This window comes from Uliginosibacterium sp. TH139 (assembly GCF_002855595.1).
In the GTDB taxonomy this organism is placed as follows: Bacteria; Pseudomonadota; Gammaproteobacteria; order Burkholderiales; family Rhodocyclaceae; genus Uliginosibacterium; species Uliginosibacterium aquaticum.
Window position 1 is genome coordinate 1 of record NZ_PKRR01000006.1, and the last position, 24,229, is coordinate 24,229.

The following is a 24,229-nucleotide window of genomic DNA, read 5'->3' on the forward strand; positions in this document are numbered from 1 at the left end:
TAACGTTTGACGTGAGGGGCCGCCGTAGCGGCGAAGCCGCGAAGGGAACCCACAAGCGCAGCTTGTGGGCGGTCCCTCTCGACGGAATGGTTAGGCAACCCTCTCAATTTTGCCACCATCTATATTTAGTTTGGAATAGCTAAAGCAGCCATCGAATAAAGGCATAAAAACCAGCGACAGTGAAAGCGACAACAAAAATGAGGAAAACTACCAGAGCAACATTGGCATAACGAATCGGCTTTGCATTCATCGGGCTCTTGAACCAAGAGGATTCTGGTTCTGACTCGGATGTGTTTTTGTTTTTTCAAATCTAGAAAATATGAAACGTCGCCACGCGTAGCAGAGAAAACCAAAAAACGCAGAATCCATCAAAATCCCGGCAAGCCAAGAGAAATCCACCCAATCTAACGGCGGTCGTGGCGGCGAAAATTCTAACCACCACCACATGAATACCATGTTATTGGCAATGGCTGCGGTCAGAGCCCCGAATAGTATAGGTTTGTCTTTTGAAATAAATGCAATCACGGCGGAAATAAAAACAGCAGCGATTAGGCCGGAAATTTGTTCAGAGTTACGGATCGAGAGTCCAATGTGTAGCGAGTAAATTTCAGAAGAAATAAATATACAAATATTGTTTAAGATTGCGCCGATAAAAATCGAGACAACAGTTGACGCAAACAAAGACGTACGTAACGACATGAGCGACGCCTAACGTTTGACGTGAGGGGCCGCCGCAGCGGCGAAGCCGCGAAGGGAACCCACAAGCGCAGCTTGTGGGCGGTCCCTCTCGACGGAATGGTTAGGCGATTTTGCGGGCATCACTTGAAATCAATGCATGCTAGGCGCATGGAAGAAAGTGTTTTTGTATCTGTCACAGGCTGCGGCGGAGGTGTTGTAGCTGAGGCCGCCCGTGCGCGCAATTCGCGCATTGGGGTTAAGGTGGCTGATTTGATATCGGTTTGATGCTTCCCGCTCTCCAACGGCAAAGTAACTGAGCCATTCGGACCCATCATTACTTTCTTTCCGCAACCATCGATTGAAATCAACATTTCCAGATAGTAATCGGACGTTAAGTTTTTAACGACAACAGAATTTAACGTCGTTTGAACATCGAATGAGTTTTCTGCAAATGAATACGTGGGTAACGCAGCTATCAGGGCTAAAAAGATTTTGAATGTATTTCTCATGCTCAGACCCAATGATTCAAAACGCCTAACGTTTGACGTGAGGGGCCGCCGTAGCGGCGAAGCCGCGAAGGGAACCGCAAGCGCAGCTTGCGGCGGTCCCTCTCGACGGAATTGTTAGAGCGCGGACCACTTTGCACCACGCCCAGAAATTAAAGCTTGGCATACATCACCAATGCACTGCACATCTACGGGATGACGTTTGTGGTCATCTGCGCTGTCGCGCGCGAGCCAAATTCTGAATGGAACGCTTTTGGCAAAGCAAAGCTGAATCATTTGATATGCAGCTAGCTCTGTCGCGGAGCCGCTATCAGAAATTGCTTCTTGTAAGTCACCAATCAGTAAATCACTGGTGCCCGTTTCTCCATCGTGAACCAAAAACACTGGGGCACCATCTTCTTCAGCGAGCTCACCTTCAAGCGACGAAATATAGCGCTGCGCGTTAGCGGCAGGCACCAACTCCACACCAGCAACAACTTCGCTGTTTGGAATTCTTCCGCTAACGGTCATGAAGTAACTCATAGAGCGCTCTAACGTGAAGTAGTCCTCAAAACGAGGAAATAAAGGTTTATTTGTCAAAACGACCCGCAAGGGCAAGCCATTGGTTATTAACGGGCTTGTTGTCTTTACTGGCCTCATGATGACAAATAAAACCACGACCGCCAAGACGGTGCCGGGCGCGGCTGCCCCGGCGTCCCTTGAGCCTGGCGCTGCGCCGAAACTGCTCGATCTGTTGCGTGATCGCTTGCGTTTGAAGCATTACAGCATTCGCACCGAAGAGGCTTATCTGCATTGGGTCAAACGCTTCATTCTTTTTCACGGCAAGCGGCATCCTGCAGAGATGGGCAAGGATGAGGTGGAGGCGTTTCTGACTTCGCTGGCGGTGGAGCGCAATGTGGCGGCCTCTACGCAATCGCAGGCGCTTTCGGCGATCCTGTTCCTGTATCAGGAGGTGCTGGGTCAGGTGCTGCCTTGGCTGGATGAGGTGACGCGGGCGAAGAAGCCGGTGCGCTTGCCGACGGTGTTGGCGGTACCCGAGGTGCAGGCCTTGATGGCGGCGGTGGATGATCCGGAGATGGCACTGCTGGTGCGCTTGCTCTACGGCACAGGGATGCGGGTGATGGAGGGGGTGCGCTTGCGGGTGAAGGATGTGGATTTTGCACGGCGCGAGATCGTGGTACGCGAGGGCAAGGGCAACAAGGATCGGGTGACGATGCTGCCGGGGAGCCTGGTGGAGCCCCTGCGCGCGAAGATCAAGTGGCGCCAGCAGCAGCACGTGGCGGATCTGGCGCTCGGGCGCGGCTCGGTATATCTGCCGCACGCGTTGGCGGTGAAGTATCCGGCGGCGGATTCCTATTTTGGCTGGCAGTATGTTTTTGCAGCGACGGGCTTTTCGACGGATCCGCGCTCGGGTGTGATGCGGCGCCATCATATTGAAGACCAGCGGGTGCAACGGGCTGTGAAGAAGGCGGCGCACGCGGCAGGGATCGTCAAATCCGTGTCGCCACACACCTTGCGCCATTCGTTTGCAACGCATCTGCTGGAGGCTGGGCAAGATATCCGTACCGTGCAGGAACTGCTGGGCCACAAGGATGTGAGCACCACCATGATCTACACCCATGTGCTCAATCGCGGCGGGCTGGCGGTGCTGTCGCCGCTGGACCGGGTCTGATGGGCTTCGGGTGATAGACACGGCCTTGTTTTTGTGACGATCCAGCGCCTTGAGCAGGCTGATCTTTGTGGGGGCTCCGGAGGGGGCGAGTCTGAGATTCAGGGGTGGGGCTTTGGCCTCACTGTTTTGGTGAGGGTGTTTAGATCTTTTCTGTGTTGTATTGGCAGGCTTTGAGCGGGCAGGCGGGCCTGGGTTTTAGGGGGCTGGATGCACGTTTTTCCGTGGCAGGAAATGGGGGGCGTCTCTGTCCGAAACCAGCGCCAGATCTGTGCGCGAAGGCGCAGTCGGCTGGCTGCGGTAGAATCCGCCCCTGACCTGTTGTCCAGATTGAGGATACCGACGTGAGCGTAGTAACCGGATTGAGAAACCTGAGCCAGCAAACCCTGTTCAAGAAGGGCGATGTATTCGTCCTGTTCGGCGAGCTTTTCGGGCGCGGCTACGCCAATGGCCTGGTGAACGAAGCCCGTGATGCCGGCCTGACCCTGATTGGCATGACCGTGGGCCGTCGCGAAGCGGATGGCAGCCTGCGCAAGCTGAATGACGAAGAGCTTGCTGCGGCCGAAGCCAATTTCGGCGGCAAGATCATCAATGTGCCGATGATGGCTGGTTTCGACATGGATGCCCCCGCTGGCACGCCTACCGTGACCTCGCTGGTCAACGAGATGGGCCTCAAGACCTGGCAGGAAGACAAGCTCGACTGGGCGCATGTGGAAGCCTGCCGCGCAGTCGGCGTGGCCCGCTTCAAGGCCGCCGTGACGGAAGCCATGGCGCAGCTCGACGGCATGATTCCGGATGGCGCCAACGTATTCTTTGCCCACACCATGGCTGGTGGTCTGGTGAAGGCCAAGGTCTTCCTCGCGATTGCCAACCGCATCTACAAGGGCCGCGGCGACCGTTTCATGTCCTCGCAGGCGCTGATCGAGTCCGATCTCGGCAAGCTCAACCTGATGAACTTCGATGAAGTCACCGCCAATACCTTCGGCTACTTGATCGAAGGCTCCGCTGCGATCCGCGCCCGCGTCGAAAAAACCGGTGGCGCCGCGCGTTACACAGCCTACGGTTACCACGGCACCGAGATCCTGATCGGTGGCGAATACTACTGGCAGACCTATACCAACTACACCCAGGGCTATGCGAAGAAGCGTCTGGAGGACATCGCCAAGGCAGCCTGGGACAAGGGTGTGAAGGCAACCGTGTTCAACTGCCCCGAAATCCGCACCAATTCATCCGACATCTTCGTCGGTGTGGAGCTCTCGCTAGTGCCGCTGCTCAACGCACTCAAACGCGAAGGCTGTGGTGCCTGGGGCGAAGCCCAGTGGGCTGCCTGCGAAGCGCTGCTGCAAGAAGGCCATTCGCTGGCCGCCATTCTTGAACAGCTCGATACCTACAATCAGGACCCCGTGATGGTGGGCTTCCGCAATTTCGACGCCTGGCCGATGAACAACACCCCGGAACTGGCAGATCGCATGATCGGCACCTCCGAATCCATCACCGCCATGCACAAGGAGCGCACGGCGCTGATCACCGACCACCTCTCCGGTGTGGTGATCGAAGCCACCGGCCCGCTGATGTTCAACGAAGCCGCCCAGCCCTCCGGCCCGGTGCTGTGGTTGAGCCACGACGTGATCGCCAAGCAGCTGGCGAAGCTGCACGGCTGATCCGTTTCGGCGTTTGAATGCAAAACAGCCCGCTGACGCGGGCTGTTTTGTTTGTGGAAGTCCTAGGGCGTCAATCGCCCGAAGGGCATTGCGCCGAATGCATCAAGCCGCAGCAAATGCTCCCAGCGCTGCCACCACATCGTCCCTGCTCACGCCTTCGACGAAGCTCGCCGGCACGCCGTCCAGCGCGGCGGCGCCTTCGTTTTTGAGGCGCCCGACCCACTGACCGGCATCACGGCCGGAGTCGAAGCCTTGGCTTTGCAGGAGCAGGCGGCCGTCAGCGCTGCTGAGCTTGAAGTAGAACTTGCCGTCGGCTTCGCGGTATTGCTTGAACACCGGCAACTGGGGGGCGGCGATTTCGGCTTTCTTTTCGACGGCGACCGGAATCGCGTTGAAGCGGCGCAGGCCGACGGCTTCGCGCAGCTCGGCCAGAAACGGCGTGGCGACGGCACGGGCCTTGGCGGCACCTTCCTGCAGCAGCGCTTCGATGTGCTCGGGGCGGCTCATCAGTTCGTCGTACTTGGCACGCATCGGGGCGAGGTCACGTTCCAGCACGGTGAGGAAGCGCTGCTTGGCTTCGCCCCAGGCGAGGCCGCTGCGCAGATCTGCGCGGAACTGGCTGCGTTCCTCGGCGTTGGCGAAGGCGTCAAAGAGGGTGACGAGGTGGCTGTTGTCCGGGTCTTTCGGTTCGCCGGGCAGCTTGGAGTCGGTGACGATGCGGGCCACCGCAGCTTTCAGCGCCTTGGCGCCGCCTTCAAACAGCGGAATGGTGTTGTCGTAGCTCTTGGACATCTTGCGGCCGTCCAGCCCTGGCAGCGTGGCGACGTTGTCTTCGATGGCCGCCTCGGGCAGCACAAAGAGTTCGCGGCCTGCACCAAAGAGATGGTTGAAGCGCTGACCAACGTCGCGGGCCATTTCGATGTGCTGGATCTGATCGCGGCCGACCGGCACCTTGTGTGCCTTGAACATGAGAATGTCGGCCGCCATCAGCACCGGGTAGCAATAAAGGCCCATGGTGACGCCGGCGTCCAGCTCTTCGCCAGCGGCTTCATTGGCGTCGGTGCTGGCCTTGTAGGCGTGGGCACGGTTCATCATGCCCTTGCTGGTCACGCAGGTGAGCAGCCAGTTGAGTTCCGGGATCTCGGGGATGTCGCTCTGGCGGTAGAAGGTGACGCGCGAGGTGTCCAGCCCGCTAGCCAGCCAGGTGGCGGCAATTTCGAGACGCGAGCGCTGGATGCGCGCGGGGTCGTCGCACTTGATCAGGGCGTGGTAGTCGGCCAGGAAGAAGAAACTTTCGGCACCGGGCTGGCGGCTGGCGGCAATCGCTGGGCGGATGGCGCCAGCGTAGTTGCCGAGGTGAGGGGTGCCGGAGGTGGTGATGCCGGTGAGTACGCGCAGAGTCATGATCGGATTCGGTGATGAGCGCCGGAGGGGCGGGCAAGGCGCAAGTGTACGGTGGAATTGGGCGTGCGGGGCAGTGCCGACTGCGGAATGGCGGGCGGGTGTTCAGTTCTCGTCCGCACTGCGCAGGAGGAGCGGATTCTGGCGCTGCAGTGGGTTGCGCGCCTCCAGTTCGCTGATGTACTGCGCCATGCCGTCTGATTCCCGCGCCAGAAAGTCTTCCACGGCACGGGCAAAGCGTGCGTCGGCGAGCCAGTGCAGCGAGCTGGTTTCCACCGGTTGCAGCCCGCGTGCGAGCTTGTGCTCGCCCTGGGCACCGCCTTCGAAGCGTTGCAGCCCGTGCTGGATGGCGTATTCGATCGGTGCGTAATAGCAGGCTTCGAAGTGCAGGCAGCTGACCTCGGCGAGCGTGCCCCAGTAGCGTCCGTAGAGGCTCGTGCTGTCGCGCAGGAGCAGGCTGGCGGCGATGTCCTGCCCGCTCTGATGGGCGATCAGCAGAACGCAATGCTGCGGCAGGCGCTCGCCCAGTAGCTCGAAGAAATCCAGATTGAGATAGGGGGCGGAGCGGTGCAGGGCGTAGGTGCGGGCGTAGCAGCGGGTGAAGAAGGCCCAGTCCTGCCGGCTGATCCGCGCTCCTTCGAGCACCCGCAGGCTGACGCCGGCTTCGGCCACGCGGCGGCGCTCCTGGCGGATCTTCTTGCGCTTCTCGCCGCTGAGTGCGGCGAGGAAGTCCTCGAAGTTGCGATAGCCCGCGTTATGCCAGTGAAACTGCACGCTGGTGCGGCGCATGCAGCCCAATTCCTGTGCCCAGCGCACTTCATCGGCTGCCGCAAACAACAGGTGCAGGGACGACAGGCCGCTGTGCTGGGCGGCTTGCAGAACGCCACCCAGCAGCGCACGGCGACAGGCTGCGTCAACGCCCAGCACGCGTTGCCCCGGCACTGGCGTGAAGGGTATGGCCGCCAGCCATTTCGGGTAATAGTCGAGACCGTGCCGGGCGTAGGCCTCGGCCCAGGACCAGTCGAACACGTATTCTCCCATCGAGTGCTGCTTGAGATAGAGCGGCATGGCGGCGAGCAGCCGGCCGTCGTCCCATAGGGCGGCGTGGGCGCTTTGCCAGCCCGTGCCTTCGCCGACGCAGGCGGTGGCCTCTAGTGCGTGCAGGTAAGCGTGACGCAGGAAAGGCTGGTCATTCGGCGCCAGGGCATCCCAGGCCCGGGCCGGGATTTCGCTGATGCGGGCGTGGTGGCGGAATTCCATGATGCGGTTCGAGATGCCGGGGGCGGCGCTTAGTGTTTTCCAAGATGATGCCTGAAGCAGGCGCCGCAGTCTGGCTTGCCGGAAACGCCAAGGGCCAGCGCGTGGCTGGCCCTTGGGCGGCGAAGCGGGAGGCGTTTATTCCTTGATGGCTTCGACGGAGATGCTCAGGGTGACTTCGTCCGACACATAGGGGGCGTACTTGCCCATGTTGAAATCGCTGCGCTTGAGGGTGGCCACGGCGTTGGCGCCGATGGTGTCCTTCTTCATCATCGGATGCGGCGCCAGCGTGAAGTTGGTGACCGTGAGGGTCACGGGCTTGGTGATGCCCTTCATCGTGAGGTTGCCTTCGATGGATGCCGGCTTGTCGCCCTCGAATTTCACGGCGGTGGATTTGAAGCTGATGCTGGGGTACTTGGTGCTGTCGAAGAAGTCTTCGCCCTGGATGTGGCCGTTGAACACTTCATAGCCGGTGTTGACCGACTTGGCGTCGATCACCACATCCACGGCGCCGGTCTTGGCTGCGCGATCCAGCGTGATCTTGCCGCTGGTCTTGTCGAAACGGTGCTGTTGGTTGCTGTAGCCGAAGTGGTTGTACTCGAAGCGCGGCGCGGTATGCGTCGGGTCGATGGCGAAGCTTTCGGGGGCGGCGAAGCTGGTCGCGGAAACCGCGGTCAGGGCGAAGGCTGCGATGATTTTTTTCATGGTGACAATCCTTTGGGTGGGGTGGGGATGGAACTGTTTATTTCTTTGCCGCGGCGAGCAGGCGGAACTTGATCTGGACGTCGTTGGCCACGGTGCCGAAATCGGCCCACATGCCTTCACCGATGGCGTAGTCAGCGCGCTTGATGGTGAAAGCGCCTTCGAAAACGCCGTTGGTTCCGTCGGCCTTGAAGCTGACCGGGGTGCTGACATCCAGGGTCTTGCCCTTGATCGTGAGCTTGCCGGCTACTTCAAAGCGGTTATTGCCCAGTGCCTTGATGCCGCTGGAGACGAAGCGCGCAGTCGGGTGGGTGGCTGTGTTGAACCACAGCTTGCCGCTGACCTCGGAATTGCCTTCCGCTGAGCCCACATCGATGCTGGCCACTTCGATCTCGAAGGCCGCGCTGGCCTTGGCCGGCTGGGCCGGGTCAAAGGCCAGCTGGGCCTTGAAGCGCTTGAAGCTGCCCTCCATCGGCACATTCATCTGACGGTAGGAGAAGCCCAGGCTGCTCTTGTCGGCAAGCAGCTGGCTGTATTCGACGGCCTGTGCTGCAGTGGAGGCGAGCAGGCTCAGCAACAGGGGAATGGTGTAGGCGAGGCGGATTTTCATGGCGGTTCCGGAGCGGGAGGGGAGTCAGGCTTTGTTCAGAAAGGGCAGCATGCGGCCCAGCACTTCGTCGCGATCGATCACGTAGTGTTTGAGGGCGGCAGCAGCATGCAGGGCGACCAAGCCCAGCAGGCCGAAATTGAGGGCGCCGTGCAGCTGGCCGAGCTGTTTGCCGAGTTCAACATTGCGTTCGAGCAGGTCAGGCAGCGGCAGCACGCCGAAATACACGGTAGGCACGCCCTTGGCCGAGCTCATCAGCCAGCCTGAAAGCGGAATCGCCAGCATCAGCAGATAGAGCAGGCGATGCGTCCATTCCGATGCTGCGTGCTGCCAGGCCGGCATCCCCGCCGGGGCGGCCGGAGCCGGGTGGGTGAGGCGCCAGCCGAGGCGGAACACGGCCAGCAGCAGCAGGGTGATGCCGGCCCACTTGTGCCAAGAGTAGTACTGCAGCTTGGCCGGAGAGAAAGGCAGGTCGCTCATGTAGAAGCCAAGCGCCAGGGTGGCGGAGAGGCCGAGGGCCAGCAGCCAGTGCAGGCGGATTGCGGTACGGGTGTAGGAGCCGGGGCGGGAGGAACTCATGGCAAGGCGCAGCCTTCAAGTCAGAATGAAGCGGACTTTACACAAGGCGTTAATTGCGTTGAATCTGCTTGCAGGCAATTAATTGTTGCGAAAACTGCAACTATTGGCGTGGAACTTTCCGGTGGGGCGATGAGCTTGAGCGGAAAGATGGCGGGCTGAGCGGGGCTGCAGGCCTGAACGTTTCAGGAGGTGCGAGGCTCAGTCCGTGGCAGCGGTGACCTCGACCAGACAGTCGTAGAAGGTCGCTCCCTTGCCCAGATCGGTGGGCGCCTGGGAGGTGACGGCGTTGGCGTTGCAGCCGTCGCCGGAGAGTTTCTGCCACCAGATCGAGGGGGCGCTGACAACGCCTTCGCGTATTCCGGGATGGGTTGCATCGACGCGCAGGCTGGCGTGGAAGGCGCCGCGCGCGTTGAAGATGCGAACCCGCGCGCCATTCTGCAGGCCGCGTGCCGCGGCATCGGCCGGATGCATGTCCAGCCAGGGTTTGCCTTCGGCCGCAACAAAGCGCGGCAGGTTGGCGAAGCTGGAGTTCAGGAAGTGGCGCGAAGGGGGGCTGACGAAGGCCAGCGGGTATTTCGCAGCCAGCGCTGGGTTGCTGCGCGGTCCCTCGCGCGGCGGTACGTAATGTGGCAGCGGGTCAATACCCTGGTGCGCCAAAGTGTCGGAGTAGAACTCGCACTTGCCCGAGGGGGTCAGGAAGCCGCCCTCGGCGAAAGGTGCATAGGGCGTCGGCACGTTCAGGCGCTGCCAGCCCTGTGCTTGCAGACTTGCCATGTCGATGTTGCCGCTGCGTGGGTGCTCCTTGCGGAAGGCCTGGGCGCCGATCTCTTCGTCGGTTTCGGCGAAGCAGGGTTCGGTAAAGCCCATGCGGCGGGCGAGTTCGCGGAAGACCCAAGTATTGGGCCGCGCTTCACCGAGCGAGGCGATGGCGGGCTCGTTCACCATCACGTTGAGATGACCGTAGGATTTGTGAATATCCCACTGCTCCAGCTGACTGGTGGCTGGCAGCAGGATGTCGGCAAAGTCGGCGGTATCGGTCTGGAATAGCTCGTGCACCACGCAGAAAAGGTCTTCGCGGGCAAAACCGGCGCGCACCTTGTTCGAATCGGGCGCGACGGCGACTGGGTTCGAGTTGTACACCATGATCGCGCGGATTGCCGGGTCGTCCGCTTCGAGCAAGGCATCGCCGATCGCGCTCATATTGATGTGGCGTGGCGGGAAACGCGAGTCGCAGGGATAGAGGTCGGGGCGTTCCAAGGCATGGCTGTCAGTGCCATAGGTGCCGGAGGTGGACAGCAGGATGCCGCCTTGTGGCCAGCGCCAGTGCCCGGTCAGCGCCGGTAGGCAGCTGATTGCGCGCATGGCGGAGCCGCCACCAGCGCAGCGGTTGAGGCCGTAATTCACGCGGATGGCGGCGGGGCGGCCGTCCTGACCGTATTCGCGGGCCAGTTGTTCGATGTCAGCGGCAGCCAGCCCCGTTTCGCCGGCAGCCCGCTCTGGCGTCCAGTCCGCGACGCGGCGTTTCAGGGCGGCGTAGCCGGTGGTGTAGCGCGCGACGTAGTCTTCGTCGACCAGTCCATCACGGATCAGCACATGCATCAGGGCCAGCGCCAGCGCGCCATCGGTGCCGGGCAGCGGCGCGAGGTGCCAGTCAGACTTCTCGGCGGTGAGGCTGCGGACAGGATCGATGCACACCACGCGGGCACCCTTGCGCTTGGCTTCAACGATGCGCGCCCACAGGTGCAGATTGGAAACAACCGGGTTACTGCCCCAGATCAGGATGTAAGGCGCGTCGGCAAAGGCTTCCGGATCAGTGCCGAGGGTTGCGCCGATAGTGGCCTTGTAGCCCTGATAGCCGGCTTCGGCGCAGATCGTGCGATCAAGGAAGCTGGCGCCGAGGCGGTGGAAGAAGCGCCGGTCCATCGAGCTGCCCTGCACCAGGCCCATGGTGCCGGCGTAGCTGTAGGGCAGGATGCTGCGCGGATCGGTCGCGGCGAGCTGGCGAAACCTTTCGGCGATGGTGTCTAGCGCCAGCTCCCAGCTGATGCGCTCGAAGCGCCCTTCGCCTTTCTTGCCGACGCGCTTCATCGGATACAGCAGTCGCTGCTCGGAGTAGGTGCGTTCCAGGTAGTGGGCGACCTTGCTGCACAGGGTGCCGCGCGTGATCGCCACATCCGGCGCACCGCGCACTGCGGTGGCTCGCCCGTCTTCAACCGTGACCTGCATCGCGCAGGTGTCAGGGCAATCATGCGGGCAGACGGCGCGGACACTGCGGCGGCTGTCGCTCATGGCTTTACCTGTGCGGAACGACGGGGGTTTCGGTGAGTTCGACGTAGCGCTTGCGGTCGGCATCGAAGCTGGCCCGCAGTTGCTCGATCTCGCGGAGCTTGGAGGCGATCACCTGACGGATGCCTTCAAGCTCCGAAGCATTCACGGCGATGTTTTCTGACAAAGTGCGCGGAATCGCCCCCTTGGCCGGCTTCTGCTTTTCGAGCTGGGCGTTCTGGGCGACCAGGTCGGCTTCACGGGCACGCGCGGCGCGGATTTCGCCTTCGATGTTGCCGATGTCGCGATCGCGGCGGCGATCCAGCTCACCGACCGTGGCGTAGGAGTCCAGCAGCACCTGATCGCGGCGGCGGGCTTCGGCCTCCTTGGCAACCTTGGCGCGTTGGGCGCGCAGCTCAACTTCGCGCCTCGCTTTCTGCTCGGGCGTCAGTGGCGCCTCGACTTCGCGTACCACCCGGCCGCCCAGAATTTCGTAGTAGGCGCGGTCGTAACAAATCTGCGGCAGGCTGTCTCCACAGGTTCGGCGACCCGTGCTGTCATTGCAGCAATACGTGCGCGTCTGAGCCTGTGCGGGCGCAGCCAGCATCAGCAGCAAGGGCAGCACGAGCAAGGCGCGCACAGACATTTCAACTCACTCCGTAGGTGGCTCGGTAGGTTTGCACCGCCGGCAGGTATTCAGCGAGACGGGCGTCATCGGCAATGAAAGCCATCAGATCGTCCAGTGTGGCGACGGCCACCACGGGGACGCCGAAGGCGTCACGCACTTCCTGGGCTGCGCTCTTAGCGCCGGTGCCGCGCTCCATGCGATCGATGGCAATCACCACGCCAGCCAGCTCGGCGCCATTGGCGCGGATGATTTCCACAGACTCACGTACCGAAGTGCCCGCCGAAATCACATCATCGACCACGATCACGCGGCCTTTGAGCGGTGCGCCCACCAGGGTGCCCCCTTCGCCATGATCCTTGGCTTCCTTGCGGTTGAAGCAGAAGGGGATGTTGCGACCCAGGGCGGCCATCTGCATGGCGGTACCGGCCGCGAGCGGAATGCCTTTGTAGGCCGGGCCGAAGAGGGTGTCGAAAGCGATGCCGGACGTGCCGATGGCCTGAGCGTAGAAGCGGCACAGCTCGCCAAAGGAGGCGCCGTCATCAAACAGGGCGGTATTGAAGAAGTACGGCGACAGGCGTCCGGCCTTGGTCTTGAATTCGCCAAAGCGTAAAACCCCCTTGCGCTCGGCAAGGGCGAGGAAATCACGGCTAAAATCCACGGCAATCAATCATCCACAAGAAAACACGCTGAATGTTACGCATCATCACTGCCAACCTCAACGGCATCCGCTCCGCAGCGACCAAAGGCTTCTTCGACTGGCTGGCGCAGCAGGAGGCCGATGTGGTCTGCCTGCAGGAACTCAAGGCGCAGGAAGCCGACCTCACGGCGCAGATGCTGCAGCCGCATGGTTTGCAGGGTTATTTCCACTGTGCCGAGAAGAAGGGCTATAGCGGCGTGGGCATTTACACGCGCCAGACCCCCGCGGCGGTGGCGAGTGGCATCGGGGTGGCCGAGTTCGACGCAGAGGGGCGCTATCTGCAGGCTGACTTCGATACGCCGGACGGGGGCTTGTCGGTCGTGGCGCTCTACCTGCCTTCCGGCTCCAGTTCGGAAGAGCGGCAGCAGGCCAAATTCCGTTTCATGGATGAGTTTGCGCCCCGCATGGCCGCTTTGCGTAGCAGCGGGCGGGAGGTGGTGATCTGCGCGGACTGGAATATCGCTCAGCGCGAGATTGACCTGAAAAACTGGAAGAGCAACCAGAAAAACTCCGGCTTTCTGCCCGAGGAGCGGAGCTGGATCGCGGCACGGCTGGCCGAGGGCTGGGTGGATGCTTATCGCCGCCTGCATCCCGAGGCGACTGACGAGTGCTACACCTGGTGGAGCAATCGTGGTCAGGCCTGGGCCAAGAACGTGGGTTGGCGGCTGGACTATCAGCTGGTCACGCCGGGCCTTGCTGCGCGGGTGGAGCGGGCCGCCGTTTACAAGGCGCAGCGCTTCTCGGATCACGCGCCGCTGAGTGTGGATTACCGTTGGAGCAACGCCTGACCCCTGATTTGAACAAGAGTTCAACAGGCTGGGGCGAGGCTGGATTAAAATTCCGCAAATCCGCTTTACGAAGACAATCATGGAAACTCTCGAACTGCTGCAGGAATTCATCAAGCGCCGGGTGCCGAATCCGCCGGAAAACGTGACGCTGGAAAGCAAGCTCGAAGAAGTCGGGGTGGACTCCTTGACCTTGCTGGACCTGATGTTTGATATGGAAGACAAGTTCGGCGTGCGCATGCCGGACGATCTGCCGCGCCCGGAGACCGTGGGTGAATTGATCGAAATCTTCGAAAAGCTCAAGCCGGCCGACGCTGCGATTCCGAATGAGTAATGCTGGCCGCCGCCGTGTGGCGGTGACTGGCGTCGGGCTGGTCAATCCCTTTGGCGGGATGGACGCTCAGGACTTCTTCGCGCGCCTGATGCGTGGTGAGTCTGCCGTTCGCCTCCATCAACATCCTGCTTCGCCTGCGCCACTGGCTCAGCCCGCAGGCATCTGCACCGGCTTTGACGCCGAGGCTGTACTCGGCCGCCCCCTGGCGGCCGTGACCGACCGTTACGCCCAGCTGGGCGTGGCTGCCGGCTTTGCGGCCTGGGACGACGCGGGCATGCCACGCCAGGGCGAAGAGCGCGACGAATACGGCGTGTCCTGGGGCACCGGCATCGGCGGCACGATGAGCATGGAGAAGGGCTATAACGACTTCTTTGTGCACGGCAAGGACCGCGCCCATCCGCTATCGGTGGTGCTGGTCATGAACAATGCGGCTGCCTCGCATCTGGCCATCAATCTAGGCCTCGGTTCGGCTTGCCTGACCTATTCGGTGGCCTGCGCTTCTTCGGCGATCGCGATTGGTGAGGCGATGCGGCGGATCCAGAGTGGTGAGTCGCAAATGGTGATTGCCGGTGGCTCAGAGGCTCCGCTGTCTTTCTCGATCATGCGCGCTTGGGAAGCCATGCGCGTGGTGGCGCAAGGGAACGAAGAAACGGCTTTCAAGGCTTGCCGCCCCTTTCAGGAAGGGCGTAGCGGTCTGGTCCTCGGCGAAGGTGCTGCGGCTCTGGTGCTGGAAGACTGGGAGCATGCCCAGGCGCGTGGCGCCCGTATCTATTGCGAGCTGGCCGGCTATGGCCAGAGCTGCGATCACACGCATCTGGTCAAGCCGGACGCCTACGGTCAGACCCGCGCTATGAACCTGGCGCTGCGCGAGGCGGGCCTGGCGGTTGAAGAGATTGGCTATCTGAACGCCCATGGCACGGCAACCCGCGAGGGAGATCCCTCAGAGATCGAGGCGCTGCGTCAGGTCTTCGGGGCGCATGCGGAGCAACTGCTGGTCAGTGCCAGCAAATCCATGCATGGCCACTTGCTGGGCGCCACCGGTGCATTGGAGGCGCTGATCACGGTGCTGGCCCTGGCGCGTGGTGAAGTGCCGCCGACCGCGCATCTCGATCTTGTGGCCGAAGATTGCCGCGGCGTGCGTCACGTGATGGGCGAGGGCCTGCGCAACGTGCCCTTGCGCGCGGCCGTATCCAACTCTTTTGCTTTTGGCGGCAGCAATGCCGTGCTGGCGTTCAAGGCGGTGTCGTGAGTTTTTTGTCCCTGAGTCTGCAGGCCCCGGGTGCCGCAGAGGCTGCCGGATGGCTGGGGGCGGCGGTTTATGGTGAGGCGCAGGCCTTGCCGGGGGCGGTGCATGTGCCGATGCCCCTGCTCGCCACTTCGCATACCTCCTTGCTGCATGCCTGGCACTGCGATGGCACGCTCAGTGAGGGGCGTCTGGGGGCCGTGGCTTATCGCCGCAGCGAAGACTTCCTGTTCGGAGTCCTGAGTCTGCCCGAGGCGGGGCGTGGCATGCAGGCTCTTGGTTTTGCCGCCTATCGCGACATCTTTGCCTGCCTTGAGCGTGAGGGCATGCCACAGTTGCTGCGCTTCTGGAATTACCTGCCGCGTATCAATGAGGCAGAGGGAGGCATGGAGCGCTATCGCGAGTTCAATGTCGGCCGTCAGGACGCCTTTATCGAAGGTAGCCATCCACATCTGGCCGGTTCTCCCTCGGCGTGTGCGCTGGGCTGTGGCGGCGATGCACTGGTGGTGTATTTCCTCGCTTCGCGACATGCGCCACTGGCGATCGAAAATCCGCGCCAGCTCAGCGCCTGGAGCTACCCGCAGCAATACGGTCCGCGTGCGCCGACGTTTTCGCGTGCCAGCCTGCTGCAGTTACCCGCGCAGGAGGTGCTGTTTATTTCCGGTACAGCCAGCATTCTTGGTCACGAGAGTGTGCATCCGGGCGATGTGGCCGCGCAGACTCAGGAAACCCTGCGCAATATCGAGGCCGTGCTGAGCGAGGCCAATCGCCGCGCCCGCCATGGAAGCTTTGCGGCGCGCGATCTGACGCTCAAGGTTTTCGTTCGCCATGCGGCAGATGTCGTTGCCGTGCAGCATGTGCTGGAGACTGAATTGGGCAAGGATCTGAATGTCATGTATTTGCGTGCCGATGTCTGTCGTGCCGAGCTGCTGGTGGAAATCGAGGCTTTCGGTTTTCTCGGAGCGGCTGCATGAAGGCGCTACTGCTGTTCCTGCTTCTCCTGGCGCTGCCCGCACAGGCCGAACTCAAGCCGCGCTGGGAGTTGGGCATGGGGGTGGCTGCTGCGACTTTGCCGGATTACCGGGGTTCGGATGAAGCCAGTGAGATGCTGCTGCCCTTTCCGTATGCGGCTTATCGTTTCGACTGGCTCAAGGCCGATCGCAACGGTGTGCGCGCCACGCTCTTCGATTCGGACAAGGTTGAGCTGAACCTGAGCGCCGGTGCCACGCCGCCGGTGAAGAGCAAGAATAACCAGGCGCGTCAGGGTATGAGCGATCTGAAGCCGATGATCGAATTCGGCCCCTCGCTCGATTTCAAGCTGTGGCAGAGCGACAACCAGGACACTCGGCTGGACCTGCGCCTGCCGGCGCGTGCGGCCTTCGAGTTGCGCGAGGGCATGCATTACAGCGGCTGGCTGTTCTCGCCGCGCCTGAATCTGGACTTCCTCAATGTGGGGCTGCCCGAAGGCTGGCGCGTGGGGTTGGTGACCGGCCCGACCTTTCAGGACAAGCATCTGAACGCCTATTTCTACTCGGTCGACGAGCAATATGCGCGCGCTGACCGCCCGGCCTACTCGGCCAGCGGCGGTTATACCGGCTGGCAGTTTCTAGGCGCTGTGTCACGCAAATTCGGCAAGACCTGGGTGGGCGCCTACGCGCGCTGGGATACGCTGAAAGGCGCGGCTTTCGAGGATAGTCCGCTGGTCAGGCGCAAGACCTATTTCACCGCCGGTATCGGCGTGACCTGGACTCTGGCGCAATCCTCGGAGATGGTCGAAGTCGGCGACGACTGAGGCGGTGCGCAAGATGAAGTCCCTGATTCTGCTGCTGCGCCGTGCGCATGCTTTCCTTGCCTTGCACCTCGGCTTGGGCTCGCTGGCGGCGGGCTGCCTGTTGTGGACCGCAGTAGCCTTGCCACTGAACCTGCTCCTGCCCCGTCAGGCTGGGATCCTTCTCGGTCGCCGTATCGCCATGCTGGGGTTCCGCCTGTATCTGTGGTGGCTGCGCCGGCTCGGCATTGGCCACTTCGATCTGCGTGCACTGGATGCTTTGCGTGAGGCTGGCCCGCTGATCATTGCGCCGAATCATCCAGGCCTGCTGGATGCGCTGATGGTGATCTCGCGCTTGCCCAATGTCGCTTGCGTGCTCAAGGCCGGCCTGCTCGACAATCCTTTGTGGGGCGCCGGTGCGCGTCTCGCCGGCTATGTGCGTAATGACTGGTTCATTGGCTCGATCAACCTTGCCGTCGAGCAGTTGCGCGGTGGTAGCCAGTTGCTGCTGTTCCCTGAAGGCACGCGAACTGAAACGCCGCCGGTACTGAATCCGTTCCGCGCGGGCACCGGCTATGTGGCCCATCGTGCCGGGGTGCCGATCCAGACCGTGATCATCGAGCAGGACACGCGCTTTCTCGGCAAGGGCTGGCCGCTGTTCCGCCCGCCCGTGATGCCGATGAATTTCCGCGTCCGTCTTGGCCAGCGCTTTGCTCCGCCCGATGACCCGGTTGCCTTCACGGCCGAACTGCAGGATTACTTTGCGCGCGAAATGCGTAGCCCGCCGCTTCCCGACTGACATGCCGACGCCCTCCCAGACCCATCTCGTCCTGATTCCCAGCTACAACCCCGGCGCCAAGGTGTATGAAACCGTGCGTGCCGCGCGCGCGCAGTGGAGTCCGGTATGGGTCGTCGTTGATGGCAGCACCGATGGTACGGATGCCGGCCTGCGCGAGATGGCGGCGACCGACCCCGAACTGCGCGTGATCGTGCTGGCGCAGAATGGCGGCAAGGGCGCGGCCGTGCTGCATGGGCTCGATGAAGCCGCGAAGCTTGGTTTCACGCACGCCCTGACCATGGACTCGGATGGCCAGCATCCGGCGGAGCTCATCCCGGCCTTCATGGCTGCCTCGCAACAGAATGCCGGCTGCATGGTTCTGGGCCGCCCGGTGTTCGATGCCAGCGCGCCAGCGCTGCGGGTGAAGGGGCGCAAGATTTCCAACTGGTGGGCGAATCTTGAAACCCTGTGGATGGGGGTCGGTGATTCGCTCTACGGTTTTCGCGTCTATCCGGTCGAGCCCTTGCGTGCCGTGATGCGCGGCCAGCGCTGGATGCGCCGCTTTGATTTCGATCCCGAAGCCGTGGTGCGCATGTGCTGGCGCGGCGTGACTCCGCTCAATCTTGATGCGCCGGTGAAATACCTCACGGCCGAGGAGGGCGGGGTCTCGCACTTTAATTACTGGCGCGACAACCGTCTGCTCACCTGGATGCACATCCGCCTGATGTTCGGTTTCGGCATGCGTCTGCCGTTGCTGGTTTGCCGCAAACTTTTTTCCTGAATCAACTTCCTGACCCGAGGTCACCATGTCCACCGATCCGAAACTCACGCCGGCCCATGCGCCGCACCAGCCGCTGACCGACTATTACGCCAACGAGGATGCGCGTGCCGGTTTCGTGCGCGAGATGTTCGATTCCACTGCGGAAGACTATGACCGCATGGAGACTATCCTCGGTCTCGGCACTGGCCCCTGGTATCGCGGTCAGGCGCTCGAGCGTGCGGGCCTCAAGGCCGGCATGCGCGTGATCGACGTGGGCACCGGCACCGGCCTGGTCGCCAAGGAAGCCGCCCGCATCGTCGGCGACGGCGCGCTGGTCACCGGCGTCGATCCCAGTCCCGGCATGATGGCCCAGGCCAAGTTGCCGGCCGGCGTGCAACTGGTGGAAGGCCGCGCCGAAGCGATTCCCTTCCCGGACGGCACGGCGGACTTCCTCTCCATGGGCTACGCGCTGCGCCACATCAGTGATCTGGAAGTCGCTTTCCGTGAGTTCCACCGCGTCATGAAGCCGGGCGCCAAGCTGTGTCTGCTCGAAATCACCCGCCCCGAGTCGTCCTGGGGCCGCTTCTTCCTCAAGATCTACATGAAGGGCATTGTGCCGCTGCTGGCTTTCGTGGTTGGCCGCCAGAAGAAGGGCACCTGCAAACTGTGGCGTTATTACTGGGACACCATCGAGGCCTGCGTGCCCGCCGCCCAGGTTGTCGCTACGCTGGAAGCCGCCGGTTTCGTGAATGCCCGTCGCTATATCGACACCAAGGGGTTGCCGATTCTGGCTGAGTATCAGGCCACCAAGCCGGAGTAAGCGAGCTTCGTAGGGAGGTCTTCAGCCCGTCATGTGCGGCTGGAGCCGCACCTACAGCATCAAGCACCATGCTCATCAGCCAGCTCCGCGATCACCTCCGCGCGCTCGGCGCCAAACCGGCGCACGAGCAGCGCATCCTGCGTGCCTGGCTGCAGGGCCAGCCGCTCACGGCCGGGCGCAAGAAGGCTGAAGACGTGCTGCCGCTGGCGGTGCGTGAAGCCTTGCCGGGGATTGAAGCCGAGTTGAACGCGCTGGCCACGCTGCGCAGCAGTCACCCGGGCGAGGACGGCTCGGCGCGTCTGCTGGTGGGCCTGCTCGATGGTCAGACCGTGGAGAGCGTGCTGCTGCCGCGCGATGGGCTGTGCGTGTCGAGCCAGGTGGGTTGTGCGGTCGGCTGCGTGTTCTGCATGACTGGCAAGGATGGCCTGTTGCGTCAGGTCGGCAGTGCCGAAATCGCTGCTCAGCTGGTGCTGGCACGCAAGCAGCGCGCGGTGAAGAAGGTCGTGTTCATGGGCATGGGCGAGCCGGCGCACAACCTCGACAACGTCATGGAGGCGATCGAGGCATTCGGCCTCTATGGCGACATCGGCCACAAGAATCTGGTCTTCTCCACGGTGGGCGACCCGCGCGTCTTTGAGCGCCTGCCACAAGGCCCGGTCAAGCCGGCGCTGGCGGTGTCCCTGCATACCACCGACGCCAAGCTGCGTGAGGAGTTGCTGCCGCGTGCGCCGCGCCTCGACCCGGCCTGGCTGGTCGAGCAGGCCGAAGCCTACGCCCGCGCCACCGGTTACCCGATCCAGTACCAGTGGACCCTGCTCGAAGGCATCAACGATTCCGAAGCTGAACTCGAGGGCATCGTGCGTTTGCTGGCCGGCAAGTACGGCCTGCTCAACATGATTCCCTACAACGCCAACGACGGCCTGCCGTACAAGCGCCCGTCCTGGGACAAGGCCCGCGCGATCGCCAAACGCCTCACTCAGGCTGGCGTGCTCACCAAGCTGCGTGACTCGGCCGGGCAGGATGTGGATGGCGGCTGTGGCCAGCTGCGGGCGCGCGAGAAAGAGAAGTTTGAGCCGGCCGTGGCCAAGGCGCAGCGAGTGGAGTGGCTGAAGCGCGGGACCTAGGGCCGACTTCAGTCGGCCCTTCACGCGTGGCGTGCGACTGAAGTCGCACCTACGACAATGGCTTACCAGCCGTACCAGGCATCCTTCAGCGGGCCGGCTTCCACCTCGCGCACGCTGACCTGCGTCTTGAGCCAGTCCAGCACCGCCTGGCGGGCTTCTTCCCTGACGGTGCCGGGGCCTTCGCTGCACACGAAGGCGTCGGTTTCGCTCAGCGGCAGCTGGCCGCCCAGCCCGACCAGCATCAGGCCCTCTTCGCGGGCACAGGCGCGCAGGCCTTCCCACACCGGCATGTAGGCGCGTGCATCGAGGGCTTCGCTGAACACAAGACGCAGTTCGAAGCCGGTCTCACGGTATTCGCCCACGCGCAGCTTCTTGCGCTGACGCGGGTTCAGGCGATGCAGCCAGGTGGCGGAGGGAACGGGGCGGTTGGTCATGGTGTGGGTCCGATGAGGGGGAGCTTGCAGGGTAGTAGTTGGGTGCAAATTTAGACAAGTCAGCCAGAAAAAACCGGCTTTGTTTTCAATTTCGATCGAGTGAAAACGCGAGGGAAAGGCGTAGCGAGCGCTTCAAGGTCGCGACGAGGAGCGGAAACGTACGCATGTACGTTGAGTACCGGAGTTGCGAGATTGGAGCGCGCTTAGCCTTGCACCGCGTTTAGATCATGCCGCCGTTGATCGAGATGACTTGGCCGCTGATGTAGGCCGCCGCATCCGAAGCGAGAAAGCCCACCAGGGCGGCGACTTCTTCCGGTTTGCCGGCGCGCTTCATCGGCACCAGCTGCTTGATGGTGTCGGCATCGAAGACGTCTTTCGTCATGTCCGACGTGATGATGCCGGGCGCCACCGCATTCACCGTGATGCCGCGGCTGGCGAGTTCCAGTGCCAGCGATTTGCTGGCAGCGTGCAGCGCGCCCTTGGCAGCGGAGTAGTTCACCTGGCCACGGTTGCCAGTGATGCCGGCAATTGAGGAAATGGTGATGATGCGTCCCCAGCGTGAGCGGATCATCGGCATGGTCAGCGGCTGGGTGACGTTGAAGAAACCGTTCAGCGACACGTCCAGCACGCGGCTCCATTGCTCGCGACTCATGCCAGGGAAGACGGCATCGTCGTGGATCCCGGCGTTGTTGACCAGCACCTGGATGGGGCCGGCTTCGAGCAGCTTCTCGAGGGCTGCAGCGGTGGCATCAGGGTTGGCCACATCGAACTGACAGGCTTCGGCGGACAGGCCGGCTGCTGTGAGTTCGGCGACCAGTGCGGCGGCGGCGGCGAGATTGCTGTTGGCGTGGACGATCACGTGCAGGCCGTCGGTGGCCAGCTTGCGGGCGATTGCTGCGCCGATAGCGCCGCTACCGCCGGTGATGAGAGCGCGTTTCATGGCTGACTCCTTGGTAGATAACGTAGGTGCGACTCCAGTCGCACACTGCGCGTGGTTGGCCGATTGAGGTCGGCCCTACCGCAGTTCATGGGGTGTTGTCGGCATCCAGCATCACGCTGGCACGCCCGCTGACCAGCGTTCGGCTGGCCGCTTCGATGCGGAATGCATACATGAGGTGGTTTCCCTCGCCGGAAAGGCACTCGGCGTGCACCTCAAGCTGCTCGGCTTGATCAAGCCGGTCGGTATGGAATTCCACTTCGCGCACGCTGGTCAGGAAGCCCGCGCGTGGGGCGGTGTCCGTTCCGGCACGCAGGGCACCGTGCACGGCCATGGCCTGGGCCGCGTATTCGATGGCGTTAGCCGGGCCAAGGCGCTCGCCTGCGCGCAGCGGGTTATCTGTCAGGCACTGGCTGCTGGCCGTACAGTGGATTGCTTCCGGCGACCAGTGGATGACGGCATCGAGCAGACACATGGCGCCGGCGTGCGGAATCCTGGTTGCGATCCATGCCCGATCAAACATCACTGGCTGACCTCGATCGTCAGCGAAAGATCATCGAAGCAGTCAATCACGACGCTGCCGGTTTCACGCCGGGCGAGCTTGTGCAGCAGTGGCAGGGCGCGCGCTGCAGGCACGCGCTGACGCAGCGTTTCGAGGGTGGCATCGGCCATGGCATCCGGCTGTGCTGTGCTGAGGCGGATGGCGAGTTCTGCCAGGTTTTTTTCGCTGGCTTGCGGTGTCAGCAGCAGGGCCACGCCGATGGCATGTGGGATCGGCCGGCAGGAATACAGCGGCTCGGGGTAGGCTGTGTCATAGGTCAGCAGCAGGCAGGGCTGGCCGGTGGTGGCGACCTGGCTGGCGGCTTCGAGCAGGCCGGCGGCAAAGGTGGCGTCGTAGGCACACAAGCTGGTGGAAGGCGCCATGCAGTGGGTGGCGATGCCCCAGTAGCCGCTCGGGGCGTTGTGCACCGAGTTATGGAAGCGGGTCGGTGATACCGATCGATCGTCACTGGCCAGCACTTCGAGGATGGCGTGGCAATTGTCGCAATCGCCGCCGGTGGAGGAGAACACACTGGCGAGCTGACTGGCATCCACGCCGGCCTGTTTGATCGCATCGAAACCGATGGCCATCGACAGCTTGATCGGCAGGCCCACGCGGCGGCGCTCGGCCGGGGGCAAGGCTTCGGCTGGCGGCAGCGTGAGCGGTGTGAGTTCAAACGGGGCGTTACTGGCGAGCAAGGCCTGCGCGGCTTCCCAGCCATTCAGGCCTGGGCCGTAGAGGCCAACGCCGGCGACGCCGACCTGTAGCGCATCCTGTGCCGGGTGGGCCTTGCTCTCAGCGGGCGCGAGCAGTTTCGAGAGCACGATGCTGCTGTTGCTGCCGCCGAAACCGAAGGAATTGCTGAGCGTGTGGCGCATCGGCTTTGCTTCGTTGGCGAGCAGGTAGTGGCTGGTGAGCTTTGGGTCGATTTCGCGGGTGCCGACGCCCCCCGGTGCGAAGTCATGCGTGAGCGCTAGCGCGCAGATCACTACTTCGACACCACCGGCGGCGCCCAGGGTGTGGCCGGTGTGGCCCTTGGTCGAGCTGCATGGGGTTTGCGAGCCGAACAGGCTTGCCACGCCTTTGTCTTCGGCGGCGTCGTTGCTGGGCGTTGAGGTGCCGTGCAAGTTGATGTAGTCGATATCACGCGGCTGCAGGCCTGCCATGTCCAGCGCGGCCTGCATGGCGAGCTTGGCGCCGAGGCCTTCCGGATGCGGCGAGGACATGTGGTGTGCATCGCTCGACTCGCCGATGCCGCTCATGACGATGTCGCCAGGCTGCGCCAACTCGCCGCGCTCGACGAGGATGAAGGCGCCGGCTTCGCCGATCGAGATGCCGTCGCGGTCCGCATCGAAGGGCTTGCAGGGGTTGGGCGAGACCAGTTGCAGCGAGTTGAAGCCGTAGATGGTGGTCAGGCACAGCGAGTCGACGCCGCCGACGATGGCCGCGTCGATCAGGCCGCAGGCCATCATGCGCTGGGCGTCGGCAAAGACCTTGGCCGAGGACGAACAGGCGGTGGACACCACCCAGGCCGGGCCGTGCAGATCGAAATAGCTGCGCACGAAATCGCCTACCGAATAGCTGTTGTGGGTGTGGCGATAGTCGTGGTTTTCCGGCCAGCCGCCGGCGGCCGGATCGCGGTGGCGGAAAGCGATTTCTGAACTCAGGATGCCTGAGGTGCTGGTGCCGAGGAACACGCCGATGCGGGTCTTGCCGTAGCGGCCAATCGCGTCGCGCACTGCATCGGTGAAGCCGTCGCATTCGAGGGCGCGCTGGGCGAGGCGGTTGTTGCGGCAATCGAAGGCTGCCAGGTCGGCGCGTACCGGCGCATCATCCAGCCCGGCGACGGAGCCGATGCAGGTATCGAGATCGACAGTCTCCCAGTGCTGGCGCGCGAGGCCGCTGCGCTGCGCACGCAGGGCGGCGAGCGTGGCATCGAGGCCGCTGCCGAGGGCACTGGCGAGGGTATAAGCGGTAAGGCGGAGGGGCTGCACAAGGGCTCCGATCTGGGTTGGCGCGCGGATTTTACCTGATGGGCCGGGGCGCGCCCCTCTG

At 62.7% G+C, this 24,229-nt stretch carries 26 protein-coding genes; 11 read left to right on the plus strand and 15 right to left on the minus strand.

All coding sequences use genetic code 11. From position 1 onward, the window contains the following. Nucleotides 1–246: 246 nt before the first annotated feature. From C0V76_RS19670 to C0V76_RS19680, 3 genes are all read right to left on the minus strand, one after another. Nucleotides 247–699: a hypothetical protein gene (locus C0V76_RS19670; RefSeq protein WP_143707432.1), complete on the minus strand. Its 453-nt coding sequence runs from the start codon at nucleotides 697–699 to the stop codon at nucleotides 247–249. A 119-nt stretch (nucleotides 700–818) separates the two neighbouring features. Then, a complete protein-coding gene (locus C0V76_RS19675) occupies nucleotides 819–1,187 on the minus strand; it encodes a hypothetical protein (RefSeq protein WP_143707433.1) in 369 nt (122 codons plus the stop codon). Nucleotides 1,188–1,301: 114 nt separating this feature from the next. Then, nucleotides 1,302–1,706, minus strand: a complete 405-nt coding sequence (locus C0V76_RS19680; RefSeq protein WP_143707434.1) for a hypothetical protein — start codon at nucleotides 1,704–1,706, stop codon at nucleotides 1,302–1,304. Between the two features lie 118 nt (nucleotides 1,707–1,824). Here C0V76_RS19680 and C0V76_RS13965 point away from each other — a divergent pair, with 118 nt between their 5' ends. Further along, nucleotides 1,825–2,856, plus strand: coding sequence for an integron integrase (locus C0V76_RS13965; RefSeq protein WP_101943409.1), 1,032 nt, complete (start codon nucleotides 1,825–1,827; stop codon nucleotides 2,854–2,856). Nucleotides 2,857–3,197: 341 nt separating this feature from the next. Beyond that, nucleotides 3,198–4,514: a hypothetical protein gene (locus tag C0V76_RS13970; protein ID WP_101943227.1), complete on the plus strand. Its 1,317-nt coding sequence runs from the start codon at nucleotides 3,198–3,200 to the stop codon at nucleotides 4,512–4,514. Nucleotides 4,515–4,616: 102 nt separating this feature from the next. Here the strand turns inward: C0V76_RS13970 and C0V76_RS13975 are convergent, their stop codons facing one another. From C0V76_RS13975 to pyrE, 8 genes are all read right to left on the minus strand, one after another. Further along, entirely contained in the window at nucleotides 4,617–5,918 is a 1,302-nt protein-coding gene (locus C0V76_RS13975) for a tryptophan--tRNA ligase (RefSeq protein ID WP_101943229.1), read from the minus strand. 102 nt (nucleotides 5,919–6,020) lie between these two features. Further along, nucleotides 6,021–7,175: a GNAT family N-acetyltransferase gene (locus tag C0V76_RS13980; RefSeq protein WP_101943231.1), complete on the minus strand. Its 1,155-nt coding sequence runs from the start codon at nucleotides 7,173–7,175 to the stop codon at nucleotides 6,021–6,023. A 135-nt stretch (nucleotides 7,176–7,310) separates the two neighbouring features. Beyond that, entirely contained in the window at nucleotides 7,311–7,877 is a 567-nt protein-coding gene (locus C0V76_RS13985; protein ID WP_173894003.1) for a YceI family protein, read from the minus strand. A 37-nt stretch (nucleotides 7,878–7,914) separates the two neighbouring features. After that, entirely contained in the window at nucleotides 7,915–8,484 is a 570-nt protein-coding gene (locus tag C0V76_RS13990; RefSeq protein WP_101943232.1) for a YceI family protein, read from the minus strand. Between the two features lie 24 nt (nucleotides 8,485–8,508). Further along, entirely contained in the window at nucleotides 8,509–9,060 is a 552-nt protein-coding gene (locus C0V76_RS13995) for a cytochrome b (RefSeq protein WP_101943234.1), read from the minus strand. Between the two features lie 198 nt (nucleotides 9,061–9,258). Next, on the minus strand, nucleotides 9,259–11,349 hold the full coding sequence (locus tag C0V76_RS14000; protein WP_101943235.1) for a molybdopterin-dependent oxidoreductase: 2,091 nt from the start codon (nucleotides 11,347–11,349) through the stop codon (nucleotides 9,259–9,261). 4 nt (nucleotides 11,350–11,353) lie between these two features. Beyond that, nucleotides 11,354–11,971, minus strand: coding sequence for a DUF4124 domain-containing protein (locus tag C0V76_RS14005; protein WP_101943237.1), 618 nt, complete (start codon nucleotides 11,969–11,971; stop codon nucleotides 11,354–11,356). A 1-nt stretch (nucleotide 11,972) separates the two neighbouring features. After that, nucleotides 11,973–12,611, minus strand: coding sequence for an orotate phosphoribosyltransferase (gene pyrE, locus C0V76_RS14010; RefSeq protein WP_101943239.1), 639 nt, complete (start codon nucleotides 12,609–12,611; stop codon nucleotides 11,973–11,975). A gap of 32 nt (nucleotides 12,612–12,643) precedes the next feature. Here pyrE and C0V76_RS14015 point away from each other — a divergent pair, with 32 nt between their 5' ends. From C0V76_RS14015 to C0V76_RS14055, 9 genes are all read left to right on the plus strand, one after another. Beyond that, entirely contained in the window at nucleotides 12,644–13,438 is a 795-nt protein-coding gene (locus C0V76_RS14015; RefSeq protein ID WP_101943241.1) for an exodeoxyribonuclease III, read from the plus strand. Nucleotides 13,439–13,517: 79 nt separating this feature from the next. Then, nucleotides 13,518–13,769, plus strand: a complete 252-nt coding sequence (locus C0V76_RS14020) for an acyl carrier protein (RefSeq protein WP_101943242.1) — start codon at nucleotides 13,518–13,520, stop codon at nucleotides 13,767–13,769. Continuing rightward, nucleotides 13,762–15,018 (plus strand): beta-ketoacyl synthase, encoded by a 1,257-nt coding sequence (locus C0V76_RS14025; protein ID WP_101943243.1) that lies wholly within the window; start codon nucleotides 13,762–13,764, stop codon nucleotides 15,016–15,018. The genes C0V76_RS14020 and C0V76_RS14025 overlap by 8 nt, the downstream gene beginning before the upstream one ends. Continuing rightward, a complete protein-coding gene (locus tag C0V76_RS14030; RefSeq protein WP_254048251.1) occupies nucleotides 15,015–15,986 on the plus strand; it encodes a hypothetical protein in 972 nt (323 codons plus the stop codon). The genes C0V76_RS14025 and C0V76_RS14030 overlap by 4 nt, the downstream gene beginning before the upstream one ends. After that, nucleotides 15,983–16,804 carry a MipA/OmpV family protein gene (locus tag C0V76_RS14035; protein WP_101943244.1) on the plus strand — a complete coding sequence of 274 codons (822 nt, stop codon included), beginning with the start codon at nucleotides 15,983–15,985 and terminating at the stop codon, nucleotides 16,802–16,804. Before C0V76_RS14030 ends, C0V76_RS14035 begins: the two co-directional genes overlap by 4 nt. 13 nt (nucleotides 16,805–16,817) lie before the next feature. After that, nucleotides 16,818–17,579 carry a 1-acyl-sn-glycerol-3-phosphate acyltransferase gene (locus C0V76_RS14040; protein WP_101943412.1) on the plus strand — a complete coding sequence of 254 codons (762 nt, stop codon included), beginning with the start codon at nucleotides 16,818–16,820 and terminating at the stop codon, nucleotides 17,577–17,579. Nucleotide 17,580: 1 nt separating this feature from the next. Next, nucleotides 17,581–18,339 carry a glycosyltransferase family 2 protein gene (locus C0V76_RS14045; RefSeq protein WP_101943245.1) on the plus strand — a complete coding sequence of 253 codons (759 nt, stop codon included), beginning with the start codon at nucleotides 17,581–17,583 and terminating at the stop codon, nucleotides 18,337–18,339. Between the two features lie 25 nt (nucleotides 18,340–18,364). Further along, nucleotides 18,365–19,138, plus strand: a complete 774-nt coding sequence (locus tag C0V76_RS14050; protein WP_101943246.1) for a class I SAM-dependent methyltransferase — start codon at nucleotides 18,365–18,367, stop codon at nucleotides 19,136–19,138. Nucleotides 19,139–19,206: 68 nt separating this feature from the next. Next, nucleotides 19,207–20,262, plus strand: coding sequence for an RNA methyltransferase (locus C0V76_RS14055; protein ID WP_101943247.1), 1,056 nt, complete (start codon nucleotides 19,207–19,209; stop codon nucleotides 20,260–20,262). A 62-nt stretch (nucleotides 20,263–20,324) separates the two neighbouring features. Here C0V76_RS14055 and C0V76_RS14060 read toward each other — a convergent pair whose 3' ends face one another. From C0V76_RS14060 to C0V76_RS20240, 4 genes are all read right to left on the minus strand, one after another. Further along, nucleotides 20,325–20,696 (minus strand): 50S ribosome-binding protein YggL, encoded by a 372-nt coding sequence (locus C0V76_RS14060; RefSeq protein ID WP_101943248.1) that lies wholly within the window; start codon nucleotides 20,694–20,696, stop codon nucleotides 20,325–20,327. A gap of 220 nt (nucleotides 20,697–20,916) precedes the next feature. After that, nucleotides 20,917–21,636 (minus strand): 3-oxoacyl-ACP reductase FabG, encoded by a 720-nt coding sequence (gene fabG, locus C0V76_RS14065; protein WP_101943249.1) that lies wholly within the window; start codon nucleotides 21,634–21,636, stop codon nucleotides 20,917–20,919. Nucleotides 21,637–21,721: 85 nt separating this feature from the next. After that, nucleotides 21,722–22,156, minus strand: a complete 435-nt coding sequence (locus tag C0V76_RS14070) for a 3-hydroxylacyl-ACP dehydratase (protein WP_101943250.1) — start codon at nucleotides 22,154–22,156, stop codon at nucleotides 21,722–21,724. Beyond that, the gene (locus tag C0V76_RS20240; protein WP_101943251.1) at nucleotides 22,156–24,168 is read right to left on the minus strand and encodes a beta-ketoacyl-ACP synthase; all 2,013 of its coding nucleotides are present in this window, start codon (nucleotides 24,166–24,168) and stop codon (nucleotides 22,156–22,158) included. Before C0V76_RS20240 ends, C0V76_RS14070 begins: the two co-directional genes overlap by 1 nt. Between the last annotated feature and the right edge of the window lie 61 nt (nucleotides 24,169–24,229).